Source organism: Streptomyces inusitatus (assembly GCF_014651115.1).
GTDB lineage: Bacteria > Actinomycetota > Actinomycetes > Streptomycetales > Streptomycetaceae > Streptomyces > Streptomyces amakusaensis.
Window position 1 is genome coordinate 613,216 of sequence record NZ_BMWG01000002.1, and the last position, 22,211, is coordinate 635,426.

At 70.6% G+C, this 22,211-nt stretch carries 16 protein-coding genes; 11 read left to right on the plus strand and 5 right to left on the minus strand.

From position 1 onward, the window contains the following. Positions 1–26: 26 nt before the first annotated feature. Positions 27–1,745, minus strand: a complete 1,719-nt coding sequence (locus IE247_RS06625) for an ABC transporter substrate-binding protein (protein ID WP_190121926.1) — start codon at positions 1,743–1,745, stop codon at positions 27–29. A gap of 271 nt (positions 1,746–2,016) precedes the next feature. Here IE247_RS06625 and IE247_RS06630 point away from each other — a divergent pair, with 271 nt between their 5' ends. Continuing rightward, positions 2,017–2,556 (plus strand): hypothetical protein, encoded by a 540-nt coding sequence (locus tag IE247_RS06630; protein ID WP_190121927.1) that lies wholly within the window; start codon positions 2,017–2,019, stop codon positions 2,554–2,556. An 80-nt stretch (positions 2,557–2,636) separates the two neighbouring features. On the opposite strand, the gene IE247_RS06635 is transcribed toward IE247_RS06630, so the two are convergent. The 3 genes from IE247_RS06635 to IE247_RS06645 form a co-directional block, all read right to left on the minus strand. After that, a complete protein-coding gene (locus tag IE247_RS06635) occupies positions 2,637–6,419 on the minus strand; it encodes an nSTAND1 domain-containing NTPase (RefSeq protein ID WP_190121928.1) in 3,783 nt (1,260 codons plus the stop codon). Between the two features lie 67 nt (positions 6,420–6,486). Next, positions 6,487–6,948, minus strand: a complete 462-nt coding sequence (locus tag IE247_RS06640) for a hypothetical protein (RefSeq protein WP_190121929.1) — start codon at positions 6,946–6,948, stop codon at positions 6,487–6,489. Between the two features lie 46 nt (positions 6,949–6,994). After that, complete coding sequence (locus IE247_RS06645) at positions 6,995–8,269, minus strand: MFS transporter (protein WP_190121930.1); 1,275 nt, start codon at positions 8,267–8,269, stop codon at positions 6,995–6,997. A gap of 195 nt (positions 8,270–8,464) precedes the next feature. Between IE247_RS06645 and IE247_RS06650 the strand changes: the two genes are divergently transcribed. Continuing rightward, the gene (locus IE247_RS06650) at positions 8,465–9,388 is read left to right on the plus strand and encodes a LysR family transcriptional regulator (RefSeq protein WP_190121931.1); all 924 of its coding nucleotides are present in this window, start codon (positions 8,465–8,467) and stop codon (positions 9,386–9,388) included. A gap of 209 nt (positions 9,389–9,597) precedes the next feature. Here IE247_RS06650 and IE247_RS06655 read toward each other — a convergent pair whose 3' ends face one another. Next, entirely contained in the window at positions 9,598–9,762 is a 165-nt protein-coding gene (locus IE247_RS06655; RefSeq protein ID WP_190121932.1) for a hypothetical protein, read from the minus strand. Between the two features lie 382 nt (positions 9,763–10,144). Between IE247_RS06655 and asnB the strand changes: the two genes are divergently transcribed. From asnB to IE247_RS06700, 9 genes are all read left to right on the plus strand, one after another. Then, complete coding sequence (asnB, locus tag IE247_RS06660) at positions 10,145–12,004, plus strand: asparagine synthase (glutamine-hydrolyzing) (RefSeq protein ID WP_190121933.1); 1,860 nt, start codon at positions 10,145–10,147, stop codon at positions 12,002–12,004. Positions 12,005–12,076: 72 nt separating this feature from the next. After that, positions 12,077–13,459, plus strand: a complete 1,383-nt coding sequence (locus IE247_RS06665) for an aspartate aminotransferase family protein (RefSeq protein ID WP_190121934.1) — start codon at positions 12,077–12,079, stop codon at positions 13,457–13,459. 3 nt (positions 13,460–13,462) lie between these two features. Beyond that, a complete protein-coding gene (locus IE247_RS06670; RefSeq protein WP_190121935.1) occupies positions 13,463–14,491 on the plus strand; it encodes an ABC transporter permease in 1,029 nt (342 codons plus the stop codon). After that, positions 14,488–15,327 carry an ABC transporter permease gene (locus tag IE247_RS06675; protein ID WP_190121936.1) on the plus strand — a complete coding sequence of 280 codons (840 nt, stop codon included), beginning with the start codon at positions 14,488–14,490 and terminating at the stop codon, positions 15,325–15,327. The genes IE247_RS06670 and IE247_RS06675 overlap by 4 nt, the downstream gene beginning before the upstream one ends. After that, a complete protein-coding gene (locus IE247_RS06680) occupies positions 15,324–17,078 on the plus strand; it encodes an ABC transporter ATP-binding protein (RefSeq protein ID WP_190121937.1) in 1,755 nt (584 codons plus the stop codon). Before IE247_RS06675 ends, IE247_RS06680 begins: the two co-directional genes overlap by 4 nt. Then, on the plus strand, positions 17,075–18,685 hold the full coding sequence (locus IE247_RS06685) for an ABC transporter substrate-binding protein (protein WP_190121938.1): 1,611 nt from the start codon (positions 17,075–17,077) through the stop codon (positions 18,683–18,685). Before IE247_RS06680 ends, IE247_RS06685 begins: the two co-directional genes overlap by 4 nt. A gap of 134 nt (positions 18,686–18,819) precedes the next feature. Beyond that, positions 18,820–20,151 carry an LLM class flavin-dependent oxidoreductase gene (locus tag IE247_RS06690; RefSeq protein WP_190121939.1) on the plus strand — a complete coding sequence of 444 codons (1,332 nt, stop codon included), beginning with the start codon at positions 18,820–18,822 and terminating at the stop codon, positions 20,149–20,151. A 93-nt stretch (positions 20,152–20,244) separates the two neighbouring features. After that, on the plus strand, positions 20,245–20,967 hold the full coding sequence (locus IE247_RS06695; RefSeq protein WP_190121940.1) for a hypothetical protein: 723 nt from the start codon (positions 20,245–20,247) through the stop codon (positions 20,965–20,967). A gap of 51 nt (positions 20,968–21,018) precedes the next feature. Continuing rightward, positions 21,019–22,209 carry a 3-deoxy-7-phosphoheptulonate synthase gene (locus tag IE247_RS06700; RefSeq protein ID WP_190121941.1) on the plus strand — a complete coding sequence of 397 codons (1,191 nt, stop codon included), beginning with the start codon at positions 21,019–21,021 and terminating at the stop codon, positions 22,207–22,209. Positions 22,210–22,211: the final 2 nt, after the last annotated feature.

Consider the following 22,211-nt stretch of genomic DNA (forward strand, 5'->3'; position numbering starts at 1 on the left):
CGGGGGGGCGGCGAGGGGCACCGGGCTCAGGCGATCGTCAGGATTTCCTGGCCCGCGTCGGAGAGGCGGTAGGTGAGGGTGGGCTGGGAGAGGCTCGCGTCCGCGGTGTCGTAGGGGTAGCCGCGGACGGACTGGCCGGGCTCGGCGAAGAGGTAGGTGCCGTTGACGCCTCGGTAGGCGGAGTCGCGGAGATAGCCGCCGACGGCGCCCGGGCGGAGGGAGCCGGTGACGGAGAAGGCGGCGTGGACCATGCGGATCTGGTCGTAGGCGGCGCTGGCCTGGCTGCGGCCGGGGGCGGAGCCGAAGGCGCGGGCGTAGGACTCGGTGAAGCGGCGGCCCAGGGGGTCGTCCGGACGGCCGGTGACCGTGGACCAGATCACTCGGGCGGCCGGGTGCTCGATGCGGCGGGCGAAGCCCGGTACCGAGGGGGTGTAGATGTGGTAGGTGAGCTGGTCGGGGCTGTGGGCGGTGATCGCGTTCTGGAGCGCGGCGGCGGTCTCCACGACGAGGTGGGAGACGACGACGACCTCCGGGCAGTCGGCGAGGACGCCCGCGATCAGCTCGTCCACATGGTCGACGGCGAGACCGACGCGGTGGGTCGACACGACCGTCCAGCCGATCTCGCGGGCGCGGCTCTCGAAGGTCTCGTCGGTGACCGCGCAGCCGTAGCCGTCGAGTTCGATCACGGCGATGCGGGGGGCGCGGTCGGCGGGGCCGGTGGTCCGGGAGCCGCGCAGATAGGCGAGCAGCGCCGACTGGTAGGCCGTCTCGGAGGGGCAGGTCGAGAAGACATGGCCGAGGCGGCGCGGGTCCTCGCGGACCGCGTCGACGCTGCGGGTCCAGGTGTTGGTGTGGAGGAAGGGGCGGCCGAAGCCGGCCGCGAAGTCGAAGATCCCTGAGCTGAGCGCGCTGGCGTAGCTGCTGGTGATCGCGTCGACGTCCGCGGCGACGAGCGCGGCCAGGCCCTCTCGTACGGAGGTCTCGTCCAGCGGGTCGACCTCGACGAGGACGTGTTCGAGGGGGCGGCCGCCGTCGGCGGTCAGTGTGTTGACGTCTCGGACGGCGAGGGCGGCGCCCTGCGCGGTCTCGCGGCCGTCGGCGGCGAAGGCTCCGGCGACGGCGATGGTGCCGATGCGGACGGTGTCGCGGGGTGCTTTTCGGGGCTTGGCGGTGGTGGCCGTCGCAACGGCGTCCGTGGTGGTGGCCGTGGTGGCGTGGCGCTCGACGTCCAGGACGCGGATGCCCGAGCGCTGCTCCACGCCGCCGGGGATCGGCAGCCGGATCAGATCGCGGTCGACGGCGAGGGCGCTGAGACCGGCGCGGGAGTCCTGGTCCAGCTTCTTGAGCAGCCGCTCGACCTGGGTGGTGACGGTACGGACGCTGGTGCCGAGGCGGCTGGATATCTCACGGTTCGCGAGGCCCATCGCGACCAGCGAGATGATGTCGATCTCGCGGGAGGTGAGCCCCGCGGGCGGGCCGTCGAGCGGCTCCAGGGTGACTGTGATCGTCTGCCGGTCGCGCTCGCTCGGCCCCAGCGCGCACCAGGACCAGTCGCCGTCCTCGCACCAGAGGAAGCGGGCCGCGCTCATGCCGGAGGCGTGGAATCCGGCGATGCGGCGGAGGAGGGGGGCGCTGATGCCTTCGGTGGGGGCGTTCCCGTCGGCGGGGGTGAGGGTGACATCCCAGGTGCCGGGAGTGCCGGGAGTGCCGGGAGTGCGCTCGGCTTGAGGCTTCGGCGATCGCACGGCGGCTCCTCCCTTCATCGGGACGGCTCGCGCCGGCCCGCCCTCGCGACGGAACCCCCGCGCTCAGCACGATAGCCGCGAAGGACGGCCAGGGGAATACCAGCCATGGCCTGAAATCGCGCCTGAAGTTGATCCACTGAATTGTTTCCGCTGGTGAAACGGGGTGCGCAACAAACCTGCGGCGGCGAAAGCTGATGTCGAACAGCGGGGAGCCCGCCGGATCCGACCGGCCGGACCCCACTCCTATCCACCAGTGCAAGGGGCACCACCGATGAACCGACGCCTGAGCGCCACGCTCGCCACCGCAGTCCTCGCCGGCAGCCTGACCGCGATATCGACCCCCGCTCAGGCGGCTCCCGTGCCGGGATGCGTCGACGCCGGCAAGGTCTTCCGTACGATCAGCGCGAAGTCCACCAAGTGGGTGCCGACCAACATCCACAGCGACTGGGCGCGGCCCGGCGTGAACATCACGTACGCCAAGAACAAGACCGGCTCCTGGACGCTGACGAACACCATCGGGGCGAAGGCCGAGCTGAACGCCGTCCTGGCCAAGGCGAGCGCGTCGTACGACGTCGCGCTCGCCAAGACCTGGAGCAAGTCCGACACCTGGAGGTACTCCGCCAAGGTGGAGAGGAAGGCCGGCAAGACGAAGGGCCGTCTCATGATGTTCCACGAGGCGAAGAGGTTCGCCGTGAAGAAGACCCTCGTCTACAACAAGAGCGGCCGCTGCGCGGTCAAGACGGTCTACAAGAAGACGCTCACCGCGCCGGTGAAGCGGAACGTGAATGTGTGGGGCATTCAGTACAGCTGAACCGTCTGACCGGGGGGGGGATCGGGGGACCCGGGGGGCCGGGGCGCTGCGGTACAGGGGGCCGCAGCGTCCCGGCGGGTTCAGCAGATCTCGCGGAACGGCAGGTCGGGCAGGTGGACCTGCCATTCGGCGCGGGAGAGCCCGGAGCCCGCGCGCTCGCAGACGGCGGCGGCCAGACGCGCGGGGCCCAGGTCGTACGACTGCACCTCCGTGTGCAGGCCCGCCGTGCGCAGGGTGCGGCCGTCGGAGGTGAAGGCGAGGGAGAGAACGGGGTCGCCGGGGGTGGGGAGGGGGGATCCCAAGCGGCGGCTGGACTCGACGTCCCAGAGCTGGACGCCGCCCTCGCCCTCCCCCACGGCCAGGGTCTTCCCGTCCGGTGAGAAGGCCAGGGCGGTGACTCCGTACTGGGGCAGCCGCACCAGTTCGTCAGCGGTGTAACTCATGGCGCTGTCGCTCTCGGTGCCGCCGTCGATGCCCGGGAGCCTCGCCAGACGCTTGCGCATTCGCCCGTCCCAGATGGTGACGCGGCCCTGGGCGTCGCCCACGGCGAGACGGGACCCGTCGGGGCTGAACAGAAAGGTCTGAGCGTCCTCCTCCATGAGGATCTGCGGTGTCACACGGCCGGTGCGGAGGTCGGCGACCGCGCCTCCGGTGCCGACGAGGGCGGTCGCGTCCCGCCGTACGGCCAGCGGGGAGCCGCCGATCCCGGAGAGCGTGCCCGCCTCGCGGCCCTGCCCCGCCCGGCGGATGTCCCAGATCTCCACGGTGTCCTTGTCACCCGTCAACCTGGCTGTGTAGAGCCGGTGTCCGTCGGCGCTCAGGGCGAAGGGGCCCGTGCCGGGGCGGCCCTCCCGGTCGGGGGCCGAGCGTACGGTCGCGTGCTCCCTGCGGTTCGCCACGTCCCAGACGATCAGCCGGTCGGTCGCGTAGTCCCAGTAGGCGTAGTACCGGCCGTCGGCGCTGAGCACCGAGGTGAGGTCGCAGTGCACCGCCGCGCTCTCCCCCGGCTCGGTCTCCTGCGGCACGCACGGCTGCCCGGGCGGCTCGCCGACGGTCTTGCCGCTGTCCACGTCGACCAGGCGGAACCCCTTCCGCCCGGTGGTGTTGGCCACCAGGGCGAGCGTACGGCCGTCGGCGGAGAGCTGCTTACGGACATGGTCACCCCGCGTCCACCCGCCCGCCGTCGCCCGTCCCAGATCCAGCGACCGCACCTCGTTCTCGTCCATGTAGCGCAGGACACCGGCACCGGTATCGAGGGAGAACTCCTCCACCGTCTCCACATTGACCAGGGAGTGCCGGAGCACCGGTGCCTCGTGGGACGACAGCCGCCACAGCAGCAGTTCGCCGGGGCCCGAGGTGACCAGAAACGCGCCGTCCTCACTGAACCGCATCACCCTCGGCCGTTTGCCCGGCAGCCCGGGCAGCTCCCGGCCCGAGGCGAGGGCCCATCTGCGGACCCCGTCGTCGGTGGCGACGGCGACCGAGCGGCCGTCGGGGGCGAGGGCGAAATCGCCCCAGAGGCAGGACCGCTCGCCGCCCGGCCGCTTCCCCCAGGGCGCCGCGAGCCGCTCGCGCGCGGCGATGTCCCAGACCTCCAGCGGATGTTCGTCCCCGCACAGGGCCAGCAGCCGGCCGTCCCCGCTCAGCGCCAGCTCCGAGAGGCCCGATTCCCGTTTCGGCCCCTTCACCGACAGCAGACGACGGCCGTCGCGCACGTCCCAGACAGTCACGGAACCGTTCAAGGTCTCCACGGTCAGCAGGCCGCCGTCCCGGCCGAAAGCGAGCTGCGCCACGTCCCCCACGTCGAATCGCCGGGTGATCCGGGCGGCCCGGACGTCCCAGATCGCCACCCCGCCGCCCTCGCTCAGCAGCGCCAGGCTGCGGCCGTCCGGGGCCACCTCGGCGCCCAGCCCCCAGTGGCCGACCGGACCCGGGTGGGTGCGCGTACGGCGGGGATCGCGCAGATCCCAGCTTCTGACGCGGTCCTGCCCGGCGACCACCAGCGTCCGGCCGTCCGCCGTCAGACGCACGCTCTCCTCGCCGACGGCACCGAGATCATGTGTGGTGAACGTGTCGGCCTCCCGCTGCGACACCGCCCCCAGCAGCGCCGACCGCGTCTCCGTCGTGTCCGCCAGCCGCCATGCCGCGACGCTCAGCCGCATCGCGCGCTTCGGGTCCGTGAAGCGCAGGGCCTCGGCGACGGAGGCGATGCGGCGGGCCTCGGCCTCGGTGTGGCGGCGGTCGGCGGTGGTGTTCTCCTGCCAGGCGACGACGCCGGCGATGAGGGCGAGGACGAGGAGGAGGGTGAGGGTGGTGAGGAGGGTGCGGCGGCGGCGGTGTTCGGTGGTGGCGGCGGTGCGGGCGGTGGTGAGGAAGATCTGTTCGAGGGGGGTGAGGGCGGCGGACTGTTCGGGGTGGGAGAAGTGCTGTTCGGCGGTGGCGAGGCGGGTGCCCCGGTAGAGGGCGCCGGGGTCGCGGCCGAGGTCGTGCCAGAGCTGGGCGGCCTCGGTGAGACGGCGGTGGGCGCGCAGGCGCTCGCGGTCCTCGTCGATCCAGGTGTGGAGGCGGGGCCAGGCGGTGATGAGGGCCTCGTGGGCGAGGTCGGCGGAGTCGTCCCTGAGGGTGAGGAGACGGGCGCGGGCGAGGCGGTCCACGATGTGGGCGGTCTCGGCGGGGTCGCCGAAGGAGAGTTCGGCGACGGGGACGGGGCGACGGGTGTCGGGGGTGCCGTCGCCGGGGGTTATCAGGCGCAGGAGGACGAGGCGGGCGAGGTCGCGCCGCCGGTCGGAGAGGGTCTCGTACACCTCCTCGGCGGTGTGGGCGATCGCGCCGTGGGCTCCGCCGGTGGCCTCGTACGCGGCCATGGTGAGGGTGCGGCCCTTGCGGCGGCGCCAGGTCTCGCGCAGGGCGTGGGAGAGAAGGGGGAGGCCGCCGGGTTCGCCGTCGACGTCTGCGATCAGACGGGCGGTCAGCTCGCGTTCCACGATCAGACCGGCGGCATGGGCGGGGCCGACGACGGTCTCGCGCAGCTCGGCCTGGGTCATCGGGCCGACCAGGAGGGAGGAGTCGGCGAGGGCGTCGGCGAGGGAGCGGTGTCCGGCGCAGCGGGCGTAGAAGTCGGCGCGGACGGCGATGACGACGCGCAGTCCGCTGTCCGGTGCGCGGGCGGCGAGGAGCCGTTCGATGAATTCGGCGCGCTCGGCCGGGTCCGTGCAGAGGGTGAAGACCTCTTCAAACTGGTCGACGACGACGAGGGTGTCGCCGCCGAGGGTGTCGCCGCCGGACGGTTTGGGGGTGAGGGCCGCCGCGTGGGTGCGGAGCGGGTGCGGGCCGGGGGTGAGGATGCGAATGGCGGCGAGTTCGCCGGACCGGGAGCGCAGGGCGGGTACGAGACCGGCTCTCAGCAGGGACGATTTTCCGCTGCCGGACGGGCCGAAGACCGCCGCGAAGCGTCTGTTGAGCACCAGTTCGCGGGCCGCTTCGATGAGCTGGTCGCGGCCGAAGAACCGTTCGTGGTCGGCGGGTTCGAAGCGGGCCAGGCCCTGGTACGGGGAGTCCGCGCCGTCGTCCTCCGCCGCGCTCCGCGCCGCCACCTCGCCGGAGATCTCGCGCCAGCGGCCCTCCCACTCCTCGCACTGCTGCTGGTCGCCGCCGCAGGCCCGGACGTACGCGAGGACGACGGCGAGCGAGGGGAACTGCTCGCCGCCGGCGGCCCGGGAGAGCGTGGTCACGGAGTACGGGACCTGCTTGGCCATCGCCCGGTAGGTGGGGCCGCCGGCCTCCTGGCGCAGCTTGCGCAGCTCGTACGCGAACCGCTCCACCGGTCCCGCCGACGGATCGACCGGTGCCTCACGACGCCCCACCGCTGGCCCTGCCTCTCCCCCGCCGCCCTCCGGGCTGCTCCGGGGGTCTCTTCCGACGGGCGTCAACCTACCCGGCGGGCCGGGACGGCTGGAGGGAGAGGCCCTCGGGGGAGATCAGCCCCTTCTCCGGGTGGGCGCGGAAGGCGGCCCGCCAGACGGTGGGTTCACAGCCGGGGCCGTTGGGCTGCTCCTTCACCAGTTCGGCGGTCTTGGTGTCCTTGAGCGGCTTGCCGCCCTTCGCGGGGGTGACCGTCAGTTCGACCGGCAGTTTCTTGGGGCCGATGTCCTCCGGCAGCCGTATCGACAGACTCGCGAACGGATCCTCGGGGTTCCGCGAGGTCGCCTCCTCGCATTCGCCGTTGGCGCAGACCCTGATCGTCGCGCCTCCGGTCCTGTCGAAGTCGGCGGGCTGCCAGACGACGGAGACCGCCGAGTCCATGCCCTTCTTCGTGCAGTTCAGGGCTGTTTCGGTGGTGCAGCCGGTCAGGGCCAGGACTGGCAGGGCCGCCAGGAGGAGAGTTTTCCGCATGCCGGGAATATTCGCCGCCCGGCGGTGGTGAGTCCAGGGAGAGGTCTCATGGCCTCGGCTCGGCGGTCGCGGTCGCGGTCGCCGCCTCGGCCTCGGGCTTGGGCTTCTCCGGCGAGGTCGGGCCCGGGCCGAGGATTCCGACGAGGAGGGCGACGGCGGCGAGGGCGACGGCGCTCCAGAGGAGTGTGGTGATGCTGGCCGCTTCCACGACGGTGCCGCCGAGGAACGCGCCCAGGGCGATGGCGGCGGTGAAGACGCCGACGTAGAGGCCGGTCACCTGCTCGACGCGGGAGGGGGCGGCGTGGGTCATCCAGATCTGGCAGCCCACCGAGAGACCGCCGTACGTCAGACCCCAGAGGGCGACGCTGATGCCGGTGAGGATGGGGACGGTGCTGAAGAGGGCGAGGAGGGCTATGGACGCGCCGATGCCGGTGGTCAGGCCGAGGATGGTGGAGCGGGAGCGCTTCATGGCGATCGCGCCGGTGGCGAAGTTGCCGATGAGACCGAAGAGGCCGTAGACGAGGAGGACGAGAGCGATGCCGCCCGGCGCCAGCCCGGTGCGGTCCTCCAGGACCGGCCGTACATAGGTGTAGGCGGCGAAGTGCGAGGTCACGATGAAGACGATCAGCACCAGGCCGACGACGACGGCGGGGATGCGCAGCAGGGACTGCTGGACGGCGGCCTGGCCGTCCGCGCCGACGGGCGTCTCCGGGCGGGGCAGCCGGGGCAGGGTCAGCACCAGGCCGGCGGCGAGGACGACCGCGACGGCGGAGAGGATGCCGAAGGCGGAGCGCCAGCCCCAGGCGTTGCTGATGACGGTGCCCAGGGGGACGCCGACGACCGAGGCGGCCGCGACGCCGCTGACGGTGGCGGAGACGGCCAGTCCGATGTTGCGGGGGGCGACGATCCGGGTGGCGACGGCAGCCGCCAGGCCCCACACCGCTCCCATGCCGAGACCGAGGACGATCCGGGAGACGACGAGCATGCCGAAGCCGCTCGCCAGCACGGTCAGGACGTTTCCGAGGGCCAGCACCAGCATCGACACGGCGAGCACCAGACGCCGGTCGAGCCCGCCCAGGAAGCGCGGTACGGCGGGGGCGGTGACGGCGGTCACCAGTCCGGTGATGGAGAGGCTGAAGCCCGCCGTACCGGGAGAGATGTCCAGGCCGTCGGCCATGGGGGTGAGGACCCCGACCGGAAGCATCTCGGATGTGACGACCACGAAAGTGCTCAGCGCCAGGACCACGACCGCGAACCACTGCCACGGGGTGGTGTGCGCGGAATCAGGGCCGGTGTTCTGAACCGGTGCTTGCGAAACCATGACCCCAACCAAGCAGCGCGCCGGGGCGGGAACAACAGCGATCTCCTCAAGGTTCCATGAGCTGGAGTAATCGATACGGGTGCGGGTGCACGATCCCGGTGCAGGTTTTCCGGTGCAGGTTTTCCGGTGCAGGTTCTCCGGTGCAGGTTCTCCGGTGCAGGTGCAGGTGAGGGCGAAGGGGAAGGGGAAGCGGCGATGAACCAGGTCCATATTCAGGAGATCGAGTGCCTGCTCGTCCTGGCCGAGGAGCTGCACTTCGGCCGGACGGCCCGCCGGCTGGGGTGCTCGCAGAGCCGCGTCAGCCAGCTCATCGCCTCTCTCGAACGGCGGGTCGGCGTCCGGCTGGTCGACCGCACCAGCCGGAGCGTGGGGCTCAGCCGGTTCGGCGCGCAGTTCGCCGACGAGGTGCGCCCGGCGTACGAGACGCTGAACACGGTGGTCGCGCAGGCCCGTGAGCGCGCCAGCAGCGGGACTCTGCGCCGGCTGAGCATCGGCTTCCACGGCAGTGTGTACGAGGAGCTGACCGAGGCGTTCCGTCGGCTGCGCGCCCATCACGACGTGACGCTGGCGCTCTGCGAGATCCCTCTGGGCTCGCCCTTCTCGGCCGTGCTCGACGGCCGGATCGACGCCGTCGTGGCCGAACTCCCCGTCAATGACCCCGCGTTGACCATCGGGTTCCACTTCCCTCCGCAGGACCGGCTGCTCGCCGTCTCCTCCGCGCACCCGCTGGCCCGGGGCGACCGGGCGGACGTCGAGGAGCTGGCGGGCCTGGACATGATCCATCCGATCGGGGACGCCCCCGACTACTGGATGGCCGCCCGGGTGCCGCACCGCACCCCGCTGGGCGCGCCGATCCGTTCGACGGCGGGCATGACCACCGTGCAGGAGGGGCTCGCGCTCGTCGCCTCGGGCGAGCACGGCATGCTGGTCTGCCGGCCGCTGGCCGAGCGGGCCAGCCGCAGCGACGTCCGCTATCTGCCGGTCGAAGGGCTCGATGAGCCTTCGCAGATGGGACTGATCTGGCGTACCGACCGCACCACCCCGCAACTGCTCGTTCTCTCCCAGCTCCTCCAGGAGGAGTTCACGCGCGCGAAGGAGACCGAGCCAATCCCGGTGTGAGCTGGGCCAGTTGGGTTCTGGCCGGGGCGGCCGAATCCAACTCATCTCACATTGCGAGAAGTTGAGGGGTAAGTTCTTGCGTTGGCACAACACCTACTGCGATCCTCGCTCCTATGATCACTCCGACCCGCACCGCCGACACGCTCCCCGGCGTGCAGTGTGCCCCGGTCATGTGCGTCTGTTGTCAGAACTGAACCCTTTGAGAACGGTCAGGTTCTGATCCACCGCCGGTTCGTCGCACGCCGCAGCGCCGACGCCGGCAACAACGCCTCCGGAGTCACCACGATGGCGAACGCCGCCACCCCCACCCGCACCATTCCGGTGAGACACAGCCGTACATCGGGACGGCCCACCCAGCAGTTCGGATCCCCCATCGGCGGGGAGTGTAGGTAGCCGGACCCGCCCCGGCCGCAGGCCGCGCGGAGCACGGCGCGACGACGCGCCGGTGAGCGCGCGTCCGCACGCCGCGCCGGGCGCCTTCACCACCTTCACCTTCTTCTCCAGCGGCCCGGCCGCCGGAACTTTCACGCTCGCCCGCGGTTCCGCCGTGGCTGAGCGCCTTCCACAGCCATGCCCCTGAGCTCCTGAGCCCTTGACGGCTCCGCGCTGTCCGCCGTCGCCGTCGCCGTCGGACACAGGGCTGCGCTGTCGACAAAGCGACCCGTGACGCCGTCACCCGTCTCTCTTTGCCGACCCCATCAACAACACCCGCATCGAATCCGATACGAGGGATCCGAGAAACGAGAGGGATTTGCCATGTGCGGAATAGTCGGGTGGGTCAATCTGACCGGACTCGGTCCTGACGCGCGGGCCATCGCGGAGAAAATGAACGACGAGCATGTCCGCCGGGGCCCGGACGGGTCCGGGGTATGGCTCTCCCGGTTCGCGGTGCTCGCGCACCGAAGGCTTTCGGTGATCGATGTCAAACACGGGGAGCAGCCCATGCTCCTCCCTTCAGAGCCGGGCTCCGACACCCGTTTCGCGCTCACCTACAACGGCGAGCTGTACAACTACCTTGAGCTGAAGAGCGAGTTGACCTCGCGCGGCCACAAGTTCCGGACGTCGAGCGACACCGAGGTGCTGCTCGCCGCCTGGGCCGAGTGGGGCGTGCGCGCCGTGGAGCATTTCAACGGGATATTCGCCTTCGCGGTCTGGGACAACCGGGAAGAGACGCTGTGGCTCGTCCGCGACCATCTCGGCGTGAAGCCGCTGCACTATTACCATGACGGCAATGATCTGATCTTCGGGTCCGAGGCGAAATCGATTCTCGCGCATCCGGACGTCGTCACGGCGGTCGACGAGGACGGTCTTCGACAGCTCGCGCTGCCCTTGCTGAAATTCCCGGGAACCAATCCCTACAGCGGGATTTCGGAGGTACTTCCGGGCCAGATCCTGGAATTCTCCCGGCGGGGCGTCCGTACGATCCAGTACTGGGACATCAAGGACTTCATCGGCCGTCCGACCGAGTCGGAGAACCTCGGCGACGCGGTCGAGCGGCTGCGCTCGCTGCTGGACGACACGGTCGCCCGGCAGACGATCTCGGACGTGCCACTGTGCACCTTCCTCTCCGGCGGTCTGGATTCCTCGGCCGTCACCGCGATCGCCAATCGGCTGCCCGGGCGGGACGGAGTGAGCTCCTTCTCCGTGGACTTCTCCGACGCGGGCGACTCGGCCGACTCGCGGTCCGCTCAGGACCGCAAATACGCCCAGGAAGCGGCCGATCACATCGGCTCGCGGCATTCCAACATCGTGCTGGACAGCTCGCTGCTCGCCGGTGTCGATGTGCGCGATGCCACGATTCTCGCGCGGGATCTTCCCAATGGCTTCGGCGATCTCGACACCAGCCTTCTGCTGCTCTGCAAGGAAGTGCGGAAGCACGCCACCGTCGCGCTCTCCGGAGAGGCGGCCGACGAGATCCTCGGCGGCTACCGGTGGTTCCACGAGCCCGGGGCGGTGCGGGCGGACACCTTCCCGTGGATCGCCGACACCCCCGCCCACGGCTATCTCCATCAGCGCGTCCTGAGCACGATCGACCCCGAACTGGCCCGGTCGCTGCGCCTTGACGAGTATCTGCGCGACGAGTACTCGACCGCCATCGGCGGGCTCTCCTTCGACCGGGGCCTGAGCAAGGGGGAGCGACGGCACCGGGAGATCATCTACCTCGCCACCAGCTACTTCCTGCCGATGCTGCTGGACCGGACCGACCGGCTGAGCATGGCCAACGGCCTTGAGGTGCGCGTCCCGTTCTGCGATCACCGGATCGTGGAGCACCTGGTGACGCTGTCGCAGCACATCCACAACGCCGGTGGCCGGGAGAAGGGCGTACTGCGCGACGCGGTGAAAGACCTGCTCCCGGTGGGCGTACTGGAGCGGAAGAAGTCGCCGTACCCGACCACCCCGGACCCGGACTACTCGCGGCAGCTCGAAGAGCAGTTCGCGAGCGTCGTCGCCGACCCGCCGGACGGGCTCTCGGACATCTTCGCCCCGCATGTGCTCTCCCCCGGCAAGGTCACCGACCTGGCGAGGTCCCACGGCCTCGTCAGCAATTTCGAGGGAGAGGTCGTCCTGAACTTCGCCTCGTGGTTCCGGCAGTACTCGCCGAAGCTCGCCATCTGAGTACCTCCACGTCCACTTCCCCTCATTCATCTGAATTCACCTGAACTCATCAGAACAACCCGGGAGAGCGACTTGTCCACGTCAGACAGCACATCAGACATTCAGCGGCAGACCCGTGACCACCTCTGGCTCCACTTCACCAACCACGCCAAGCTCTCCGCCGGTGGCGAAGTCCCCGTCTTCACCCGGGCGGAAGGCTCGTATCTCTGGGACGACAAGGGACGCCGACATTTCGACGGCCTCTCCGGACTGTTCGCCGTCAACGCCGGACACGGCCGCCCCGAGCTGGCGGAAGCCGCCGCCAAGCAGATTCGCGAACTCGACTACTTCCCGATCTGGAGCAGCGTCCACCCGCGTGCGGCGGAGCTGGCCGAGGCCCTCGCGGAACGCGCTCCGGGCGATCTGAACCGCGTATTCCTCACCAACAGCGGCGGCGAGAGCGTCGAGACGGCCTGGAAACTCATCAAGCAGTACTTCAAGGCCATCGGACAGCCCAGCCGGCACAAGGTGATCAGCCGGACCATCTCGTACCACGGAACCAGCCACGGCGCCCTCTCCATCACCGGGCTCCCGGGGCTGCGCGCGCCTTTCGAACCTCTCGTACCGAGCGGGCACAAGGTGCCGCACACCGATATCTACCGCGCGCCGGAGCATCTGCGCGACGATGAAGTCGCCTTCGGCCGCTGGGCGGCGGACAGAATCGCCGAGGCGATCGAGTTCGAGGGCCCCGAGACGGTCGCCGCGATCTTCCTTGAGCCCGTACAGAACTCGGGTGCGGCGATCCCGCCGCCCCGGGGGTATTTCGAGCGGGTCCGCGAGATCGCCGACAAGTACGGGGTGATTCTCGTGTCGGACGAGGTGATCACCGCCTTCGGCCGTATCGGCGAATTCTTCGCGATCAATCGATACGGCATCACGCCCGACATCATCACCGGCGCCAAGGGGCTCACCGGCGGAGTGATCCCGGCCGGCGCGGCGATCGTCAGCGACCGCCTCTTCGAGCCGTTCACCAAGAAGGAGAACACCTTCATGCACGGCCTCACCTTCGGCGGCCATCCGGTCGCCGCGGCGGTGGCCCTGGAGAACATCGCGATCTTCGAGCGCGAGAAGCTCAACGAGAACGTCCGCGCCAACGAGGATCTGTTCGGCTCCACCCTGGACAAGCTCCGGGATCTGCCGATCGTCGGCGACGTACGCGGAGCCGGGTACTTCTGGGGCGTCGTCCTCGTCAAGGACAAGGAGACCCGGGAGCCGTTCACCGCGCAGGAGCGCCGCCGTCTCCTGGACGAACTGCTCGGCCCGGCGCTGCGGGAGGCCGGACTGCATGTCCGGCTCGACGAGCGCGGAGACCCGGCGATCCTGCTGGCTCCCCCGGCCACCGTCGGCCGTGAGGAGTTCGAGTTCATCGAGCAGACGCTGCGCGGAGTCCTCTCCGAGGCCTGGGAGAGGTTCTAGAACGTGAGACTGCCCCCGCACCCGGATCGGCCCGGGACCACTTCCCCGAAGCTGTCGGCGGCGGCACGCGCGTCGACCGTCGCGTACGTGCTGCGCCGCTGCGGGTACTTCGTGGTCGTGGTGTTCTCGGTATACACGCTTTCGTTCTTCCTGCTCTACGCGTTGCCGAGCGATCCGGTCGCCCTCATGCTCGAACGCCGCTCCGCGGGTGCGGGGGGCAGCACATCCGAACAGGTCGAGGCGCTGCGTGCGCAGTACGGTCTCGACCAGCCACTGCTGGTCCGTTACATCGAAACGCTGGGACAGCTCCTGAGCGGGGACCCCGGTACCTCCTTCCAGTCGGGCAGACCGGTTCCGGAGATCATCGGGGCGGTGGCTCCGAACACCCTCGGACTCGCCGCGGGCGGGCTCGTCATCGCGATCCCGCTCTCCCTCGCCCTGGCGCTGGCGACCTCCTGGCGGCAGGGGAGCGCACTCCACCGGATGCTGGTGAACGTACCGGCGCTGGTCGCCGCGGTCCCCGCCTTCTGGCTCGGACTGCTGCTGTTGCAGCTGTTCTCCTTCACGCTGGGATGGGCCCCGTCCGCCGGAGGCACCGGGCTGTCCGCGCTGGTACTGCCCTCCGTCGCGCTCGCCCTGCCGGTGTCCGCTTCGCTGACCGCCGTCCTCGTACGCGGTCTGGACGACGTCCAGCGGGCCGACTTCGTGGAACTGCTGCGCGCCAGGGGGCTGCCCTGGCGGCGCGTCTACCTCGCCCATGTGGCACGGAACGCGCTGCTGCCCTTCGTGACGCTGGCGGGGCTGACCGTCGGCGGGGTGCTGGTCGGCACCGTGATCACGGAGACGGTGTTCGCGAGGGCCGGACTCGGCCGGCTGCTCGCCTCCTCGGTGGAGACGCAGGACGCGCCGGTGATCCTCGCGATCGCGGTGCTGGCGGCCGTGCTCTTCGCCGCGGTCAACCTCGCCGTCGACCTTCTCTATCCGATCCTCGACCCGAGGACGCGTCACCGAGGCAGTGGAGCCCGCGCATGACCGTCACAACAGCACCACCCATCACTTCGAGACGGCGGGCCTCCTCCGTGCCCGTCCTCGCGCTGGCCTTCCTCGGCCTCGCCGGGGTCGCCGCCCTGCTGCCGAAGGCCGTCGCACCCCACGACCCCTTCGCCCAGGACGTCTCCCAGCGGCTGCGTCCGCCGTCCGCCGAGCATCTCTTCGGCACGGACGAACTCGGCCGCGACCTGCTCAGCCGGGTCGTCCACGGCACCCAGGCGAGCCTGTCGATCGCCCTGCTCGCGGTGGCGTTCGCCTTCGTCGCCAGCCTGGTCATCGGTCTGACGGCGGGCTACTTCGGGGGCGTCGTCGACCGAGTGCTGATGGCCGTCGTGGACGTACTGCTGGCACTGCCCTCGCTGCTGATCTCGCTGCTGATCGTCTCGGGGCTCGGCACCGGCGCGGTCAATCTCGCCGTCGCCGTGGGCATCGCCTCCGTCCCCGCCCTGGCCCGGGTCACCCGCGCCGAGGTGCTGGGCGTCAGCGCCCGGACCTTCGTGGAGGCCGCGAAGGGCTTCGGGCTCCCTGGGCGGCGCGTCCTGCTGCGCCATGTCCTGCCGCACGCCCGGGGCCCGATCACCGCGCTGGTCGCGCTGGAGCTGGCGACCATGGTGCTGTCCGTCTCCGCCCTCAGCTTCCTGGGGTACGGGACCCAGCCGCCGGACCCCGAGTGGGGCAACCTCATCGCCGGAGGCCGCGACTACTTCGCGACGGCCTGGTGGCTGACCACCCTGCCCGGCGCGGTGCTCGCGGGCGTCGTCCTCGCGCTGCACCGGGTGGGGCGCGGGCTCGGCGGCTCGGAAGTGGGGCCCGCATGAGTATCGTCGAGAAGGCTGCGGCCCCGGGCACGCTGCTGCGGCTGGAAGGGCTCCGGGTCGCCTACCCGGGAGGACCGGCGGCGGTCGACGGGCTCTCCGTCACCGTGCCGTCGGGCAGCTCGGTCGCCATCGTCGGCGAATCCGGCTCGGGCAAGTCCACCACCCTCCACGCGCTCCTCGGACTGACACCGCGCACCGCGCACGTCAGCTTCGACCGGCTGGAGTTCGACAGCGGAAACGGGTCCGGGGCCGGGGCCGGGGCCGGGGGGCTGCGGCGTATCGAGGACCCGCGCGAACTGCGCGGGCGCTCCGTCGGACTCGTACCCCAGGACCCGATACGGTCGCTGGATCCGCTGATGCGGATCGGGGCCCACTTCGCCGAGCTGCACCGGCACTTCCTGGGCCTCACCGACCGGGCCGAGAGCCGCGTACGCACCATCGCCTCGCTCGAAGCGGTCGGCGTCGACCGGCCCGAACTGCGGCTGAGGCAGTATCCGCACGAACTCTCCGGCGGACAGCGGCAGCGGATCCTCATCGCGCTCGCCCTCATCGGCGAACCGCGGCTGCTGCTGGCCGACGAGCCGACCTCCAACCTGGACGCCACCGTCCAGCGGCGGGTGCTGGACCTCTTCGACGAGGTACGGACGGCACGCGGGCTCTCGGTGCTGCTGGTCACCCATGACATCGCGGTGGCGGGCGAACGCGCGGACCACCTCGTGGTGATGCGCGCCGGACGCGTCGTGGAGTCCGGGACGGCCGACGAGGTACTGGGCGATCCGAAGGATCCGTACACACGGCAGCTCCTGACCTCTCTGCCGAGCGCGCTCCCGGCCCGGCCCGCCTTCCGGGCCGAGTCACCGCCGAGGGTCGTGCTCGAAGCGCGCGATCTGACGAAGTCGTTCGCCGGGGGGAGGGGGCAGGAGCGCGTCGACGCCGTACGGGAGGTGAGCCTCACCCTCCACCGGGGGCAGACGGTCGCCGTCGTCGGCGAGTCCGGGGCCGGGAAGTCCACGCTGCTGCGGCTGCTCACCGGGCTGGAGCGCGCGGACTCCGGGGCCGTCCTGCTGGACGGGGACGAGGTGCGCGGCAGTGGGGGCGGCGGAGGCGGGGGCGGCGGTGGCCGGTTCGACCGGTTCGGGCGGAAGGCGCGCGCGGACTTCGCCCGGCGGGTGCAGCTCGTCTACCAGAACCCGGCGCGCAGCCTGAATCCCTCGCTCCCGGTCGGGCGCGTCATCGCGGAGCCGCTGGAGGCGCACCGCGTCGGCGGGGCGCGATCGCGGGCCGAGCGGGTACGGGAGCTGCTGGAGCAGGTCGAACTCCCCGCCGACATCGCCGAACGGCGTCCGGGGCAGCTCTCCGGCGGGCAGGCGCAGCGGGTGGCGATCGCCCGCGCGCTCGCCCTCGAACCCGAGGTGGTCGTGCTGGACGAGCCGGTCTCGGCGCTGGACCAGGCCGTGCAGTTCGCCCTGTTGCGGCTCCTCGGCGAGTTGCAGCAGCGGCTGGGCATCGCCTATCTGCTCGTCTCGCACGACCTCGGGGTGGTGCGCGCCGTCGCCGACGAGGTGATCGTCATGCACCGGGGGCGGGTGGAGGAGCGCGGGGCCACGGGGTCCGTGTTCACGGCTCCGGCCAGTCCTCGTACGCGGGCGCTGCTCGACGCGGTGCCGGTCCTCAAGTCCTCCCTTTCCCTCTCTTCCTCTGCTTCTTCTGTTCCTTCTGCTTCTTCTCACGACAGGACGTCACAACCATGAGTCGCGCGACCCTGACGCGCTTGTTCGCCGCTTCCGGAGCCGCCGCGCTCCTGCTGACCGGCTGCACGAGCGGAGTCGACGCTTCCGCCGGCGCCGGCGCGGATACGACGCGTCTGCGTGTCGCGTACGGCTGGTATCCGACCTGCTTCGACTACGGGCAGTCCAATCCCTTCGCGCTCTTCGGCAGACAGGTGCTGGACACCCTGCTGAGCGAGGATCCGGAGACCGGCGAGTTTGAACCGTATCTCGCCAAGTCCTGGAAGAGCCTGGACGGCGGGCGCGCCTACGAGTTCACGATCCGCGACGGGGTGACCTTCAGCAATGGCGAGAAGCTGACCGCTCAGGTCGTCGCCGACAACTTTGAAACGCTGTGGAAGCTGGCCGAGCAGGGCGTCTCCCCGACGCCCGGCGCGTATCTCCGCAACTACGACCGTGCCGAGGCCCTCGACGCGCGGACCGTGCGGGTGTCGTTCAAGAAGCCCAACGCCGGGTTCCTCCAGGCCAACAGCGAGGGCCAGTTCGGGATCATCGCCCCCGAGTCCCTCGCGAAGAGCCCGAAGGAGCGCTGCGCCGAGGGGACGATCGGCTCGGGGCCGTTCGTGCTGGACGAGGCGGTTCAGGACGAGCGGGTCGAGTACGTCAAGCGGGAGGGGTACGACTGGGCCCCCGACGCCTACGGCCGTGACGGCGCGGCCTCGCTGGAGCGGGTGACGATCCAGATCGTGCCCGAGGAGAGCCTCCGGGCCGCCGGTGTGGTGTCGGGCGAGTACGACCTCGCGTACTCGATGACCGAGACGGGCCTCGCCCAGGCCAAGGGCCAGAACGGGGTGAAGACCGTTCTCGCTTCGGACCGCAGCGTGGTGAACACCTTCGTCGTCAACACCGCCGATCCGGTGCTCGCCGACCCGGCGGTGCGGCAGGCGATCCAGCGCGGGATCAACCGTGAGGAACTCGTCAGCGCGTTCTACGGGAAGGGCGTCGAGCCCGCCACCGATGTGGTCTCCCCCGGCCATCCCTCCTACAAGGACCGGGGCGAGCTGCTGGGCCACGACCCCGAGTACAGCGCGTCCGTCCTCGACCGGGCCGGCTGGGTGAAGGGCAAGGACGGGATCCGGGTCAAGGACGGCCAGCAGCTTCGGCTGTCGCTGGCCTTCTCCGCCGGTGACATCGGCTCGGCGGAGTCCGGCTGGGAGTATGTGAAGAACGGGCTCGCCGACATCGGCGTCGCGATCGACCTCAAGCGGGTCTCCGACGCGGAGCAGGCCGACCTCCGCAAGTCCGGGAAGTGGCAGCTCGCGGTCTACCAGGGCGCGAGCCGCGGCGACGCGGACGGGATCGCCGCCTTCTACTCCACCCGGCTCTCCACCTGGGCCGGGCAGTCGCCCCGGCCCAAGGCCGACGGGCCGCTCGCCGAGCAGGCCGCCACGGTCGATCCGGAGAAGCGGCACTCGCTGGTGGACCGGGCGGTGACGGAGATCGTCACCCAGGCGTACGGGATCCCGCTGTTCGACTCCGCGCAGGTGCTGCTGGCGCGCTCGGCGGTGCGGGACCTCACCTTCCCGGTCAACGCGTGGGAACCGATCCTCTACCGCGTCACGAAGAAGTGACGCACTGATCCCACGAGGGTGGCGCACCGGCGGAGCCGCTGTGCGGTGCGCCCCTCCTCAGAACGCTCCCCGCCCGCCTCACGCGTCCCCCCACGTGAGCGGCGGGCGGGGAGTGAACCACCTGAAAGGAAACAATGTCCACCTCGTCACCCACCTCGTCACCCACCTCGTCGCCGGTCGCGTCGCCCGTCGTCGGCCGGCGGACCGGCGGTGCGCCGATCCTGCTGCTCAACGCGCAGTACCTGCCGACCAGCAAGGACTGGCGGACGGAGGGCGGCCGCGCCGACTCCCCGTTCCATCTGGGCACCTTCGTGAGGGAGGCCCAGCGGGCCGAGGCCGCCGGGTTTGACGCGCTGTTCCAGGCCGACTTCTCCGGTGTGAACCGGGCCGCGCTGCGCTCGGGTCCGCCGCTCCAGCTCTTCGAGTCGTTCCAGGCCGCCGCCGTGATCGCCGGGGCGACCTCGCGGATCAAGGTCATGCCGACCGTGTCGACGATGTACGCCCACCCGTCGGCGTTCGCCCGCGGCCTCGCCAGTCTGGACCGGCTGTCCGAGGGCCGGGCGTGGATCAATGTCGTCTCGTCCTTCCGGCCGGGCACCGCGATCGGCGTCAAGCGCGAGGTCTCGCGCTCGCGGCACCACGCCCAGGCCGAGGAGTTCCTCAAGGTCGCCAAGGAGCTGTGGGCGAGCTGGCCGCCGGAGGCGAACACCCCGGACCCGGTGACGGGCCACTACATCCGCGAGGAACTGATCAAGGACGTCGAGCACCAGGGCGAGTTCTACCGGCAGTCCGGCCCCATCGACATGGCCCCCTACTCGGCCGCGTTCCCGTTCACCCTCCAGGCCACGTCCTCGCTGACCGGGCTGCGGCTGGCGGCCCGTACCGCCGACGGCGTCTTCGCCGGAACGGCCACCCTGGGCGCGGCGAAGGAGCTGCGCCGCATCCTGCGCCGGGAGGCGGTGGCGGCGGGGCGGCCGGCGGACAGCGTGGCGCTGCTGCCGGGCAGCTACATCCATGTCGTCGGCACCCGCGAGGAGGCGGAGCTGCTGCTGAGCGCGGAGCGCGCGCGGACCGAGGTCTTCGGCGGGCGACTCGCCCTCGAACAGCTCCGGGCACGGTATCCGGGGCTGCGGCTGGACGGGGTGGGCCCGGCCGACCGGATCCCCGCCGATCTGATCTCCGAGGACCCGGACGAGGTGTTCGAGGAGTTCGGATCGCGCTATCTGCCGCTGTGGGATCTCGCCCGGACGGACGGACGGAAGCCCGGGCGGACCGTGGGCGAATTCGCGGCGGAGGTGATCTCGCTCAGCGAGCACGCCCGGTTCATCGGCACGGCGGAGCAGATAGGCGATGAGCTGCGCCGCTGGTACGAGGAGGGCGGGGTGGACGGATTCCAGACGATTCTCGGGAATGAATTCGAGGCGCTCTGTGAACGGGTCGTTCCCCGGTTCCTCGGCAAGAGCTGAATCACGCACGTTCAACGGAACACGCTCAACGGAACACGTTCGACGGAGCACTTCAACGGAACACGTTTCAACGGAGCAGGAGAGGTATCACGCATGACCGAGATCCAGCAGGTTCCGGCCACCGCCACCGCCACCGTCGCCACCACCACCACCGCCACCGTCGCCGAGCACGCGAACGCGAACGCGGGCACGCTGACCGACTCCGCACGGCGCACCGCCCTGTGGAAACGACGCCTCTTCGAAGCGGAGGCGGGGCTGACCCGCTTTCTGGTCGAGGCCCGGGCGGGCGTGCACATGCAGGAACTCCTGAAGGTCAAGCACGACATCTTCGAATCGCTCCCGGAAGGCGAGGAGGAGCAGGAGTGGAAGGCGGCGTTCTTCCGGGGGCAGGCCCTGATGGAGAAGTTCGTCGTCGGCCACTTCGGCCTCGGCGACCTCGCGGCCTGGGCGATGTCCAACAGCACGATCTACGCGGCCGTCGACCCGGGCCCCAAGCACGACGCCGTCATCCCGCTGGAGCGGCTGAACGCGCAGGCCGATCTCTACGACTCCGACACCGAGTGGGTCGAGCACGACGCGGATCGCGCGGTTCTCCGTATACGGCACTGCGCGATCTGGGACTACCGGGAACTCGCCCGAAAGCGGGGCGTCACGATAACCCTCCGGTCGCCGTGCGAATACTGCGTTCCCGCGACGACCGGAATGATCACCAATAAGGGGCTCAGCGCCACGCACGAACTCACCGAGGACCAGAGCGGCAAAGGATGCGTCTGGACCACGTCTCGCAGCGTCTCCCGGCCCGCCGAGGGCCACTGAGCCCACCGAGGGCCACTGACCGTGCTGTTCTCTTCGAAAGGGTGACCCACCATGGCTGGACAGACCGGACTCGATCCGCATTCGACCGCCGACACCGAATGGGAGCTGTTCCGCACACTCCCCGCCCGTCAGCAGCCCGAATGGCCCGACCGGGACGCGCTGCGCGACACACTGCGCGCGCTGCCGCCGCAGGATCTCGTGAGCCGTGAATCGGTGAACGAACTCAAGCGCGAACTCGCCAATCTGGACGCGGGCGGCGGGCTGATCCTGCAACTCGGCGACTGCGTCGAGAACATCGAATCCGATGTGAACGCCGACACGCGCAATATGATCGCCTTCCTCACCCACTTCCGCTCGCATCTGCGCACCCGTACCGGCCGTCATGTCGTCGGCGTCGGACGGTTCGCCGGGCAGTACGCCAAACCGCGCTCCCAGGACCACGAGGTGGTGGACGGGGTGACCCTGCCCAGCTTCCGCGGTCCCATCGTCAACTCCCCGTACCCGTCGGAGCAGGCCCGCAGGCCCTCGCCGGTCCGCGTCGCCGAGGCGCACGCCGCCTCGCTGACGTCGTACGCGGCGATCGCGGACTACCACCGGGCGACCGCGAACCTCGACCCCGTCTGGTCGAGCCACGAGATGCTGCTGCTGGACTACGAACTCCACTTCCTGCGCCGGGGCGAGGACGGCCACCATCTCGCCAGCACCCACTGGCCGTGGATCGGGGCGCGCACCCGGCAGCACGACGGGGCGCACATCGCGGTCGCGGCGGCCCTGAGCAACCCCGTGAGCGTGAAGATCGGACCGGACACCTCACCGGAGACCGCCGCCGAGCTGGCCGCCACCCTCAACCCCCGGGACGAGCCCGGCAAGATCACCTTCATCAGCCGTATGGGCCACACCCAGGTGGAGCGGCTGGCGCCCATCGTCCGACGGGTGCGCGAGCGGGTCGAGCATGTGCACTGGATCAGCGATCCGATGCACGGCAACACGGTCACCAGCTCGTACGGGTTCAAGACGCGCCATGTCGAGCACATCGCCGCCGAACTCACCGCCTTCCAGCGGATCCTCATCGACGCGGGGCAGCGTCCCGCCGGCCTCCATCTGGAGGCCACCCCCGACGATGTGCACGAGTGCACGGAGAACGGCGTCGAGCCGCGCGACCCCGCCCGCTACCGGTCGCTCATGGACCCCCGGCTCAACCCCGAGCAGACGGCACAGGTCCTGAGCCACTGGTTCATCTGAAC

What these genes read in the sequence shown, in the direction of transcription:
- IE247_RS06695 (WP_190121940.1), top strand. Translation starts at nt 20,245, where the DNA reads ATGACCGAGATCCAGCAGGTTCCGGCCACCGCCACCGCCACCGTCGCC.
- IE247_RS06685 (WP_190121938.1), top strand. Translation starts at nt 17,075, where the DNA reads ATGAGTCGCGCGACCCTGACGCGCTTGTTCGCCGCTTCCGGAGCCGCC.
- IE247_RS06675 (WP_190121936.1), top strand. Translation starts at nt 14,488, where the DNA reads ATGACCGTCACAACAGCACCACCCATCACTTCGAGACGGCGGGCCTCC.
- IE247_RS06655 (WP_190121932.1), bottom strand. Translation starts at nt 9,762, where the DNA reads ATGGGGGATCCGAACTGCTGGGTGGGCCGTCCCGATGTACGGCTGTGT.
- IE247_RS06650 (WP_190121931.1), top strand. Translation starts at nt 8,465, where the DNA reads ATGAACCAGGTCCATATTCAGGAGATCGAGTGCCTGCTCGTCCTGGCC.
- asnB (WP_190121933.1), top strand. Translation starts at nt 10,145, where the DNA reads ATGTGCGGAATAGTCGGGTGGGTCAATCTGACCGGACTCGGTCCTGAC.
- IE247_RS06700 (WP_190121941.1), top strand. Translation starts at nt 21,019, where the DNA reads ATGGCTGGACAGACCGGACTCGATCCGCATTCGACCGCCGACACCGAA.
- IE247_RS06640 (WP_190121929.1), bottom strand. Translation starts at nt 6,948, where the DNA reads ATGCGGAAAACTCTCCTCCTGGCGGCCCTGCCAGTCCTGGCCCTGACC.
- IE247_RS06680 (WP_190121937.1), top strand. Translation starts at nt 15,324, where the DNA reads ATGAGTATCGTCGAGAAGGCTGCGGCCCCGGGCACGCTGCTGCGGCTG.
- IE247_RS06630 (WP_190121927.1), top strand. Translation starts at nt 2,017, where the DNA reads ATGAACCGACGCCTGAGCGCCACGCTCGCCACCGCAGTCCTCGCCGGC.
- IE247_RS06645 (WP_190121930.1), bottom strand. Translation starts at nt 8,269, where the DNA reads ATGGTTTCGCAAGCACCGGTTCAGAACACCGGCCCTGATTCCGCGCAC.
- IE247_RS06690 (WP_190121939.1), top strand. Translation starts at nt 18,820, where the DNA reads ATGTCCACCTCGTCACCCACCTCGTCACCCACCTCGTCGCCGGTCGCG.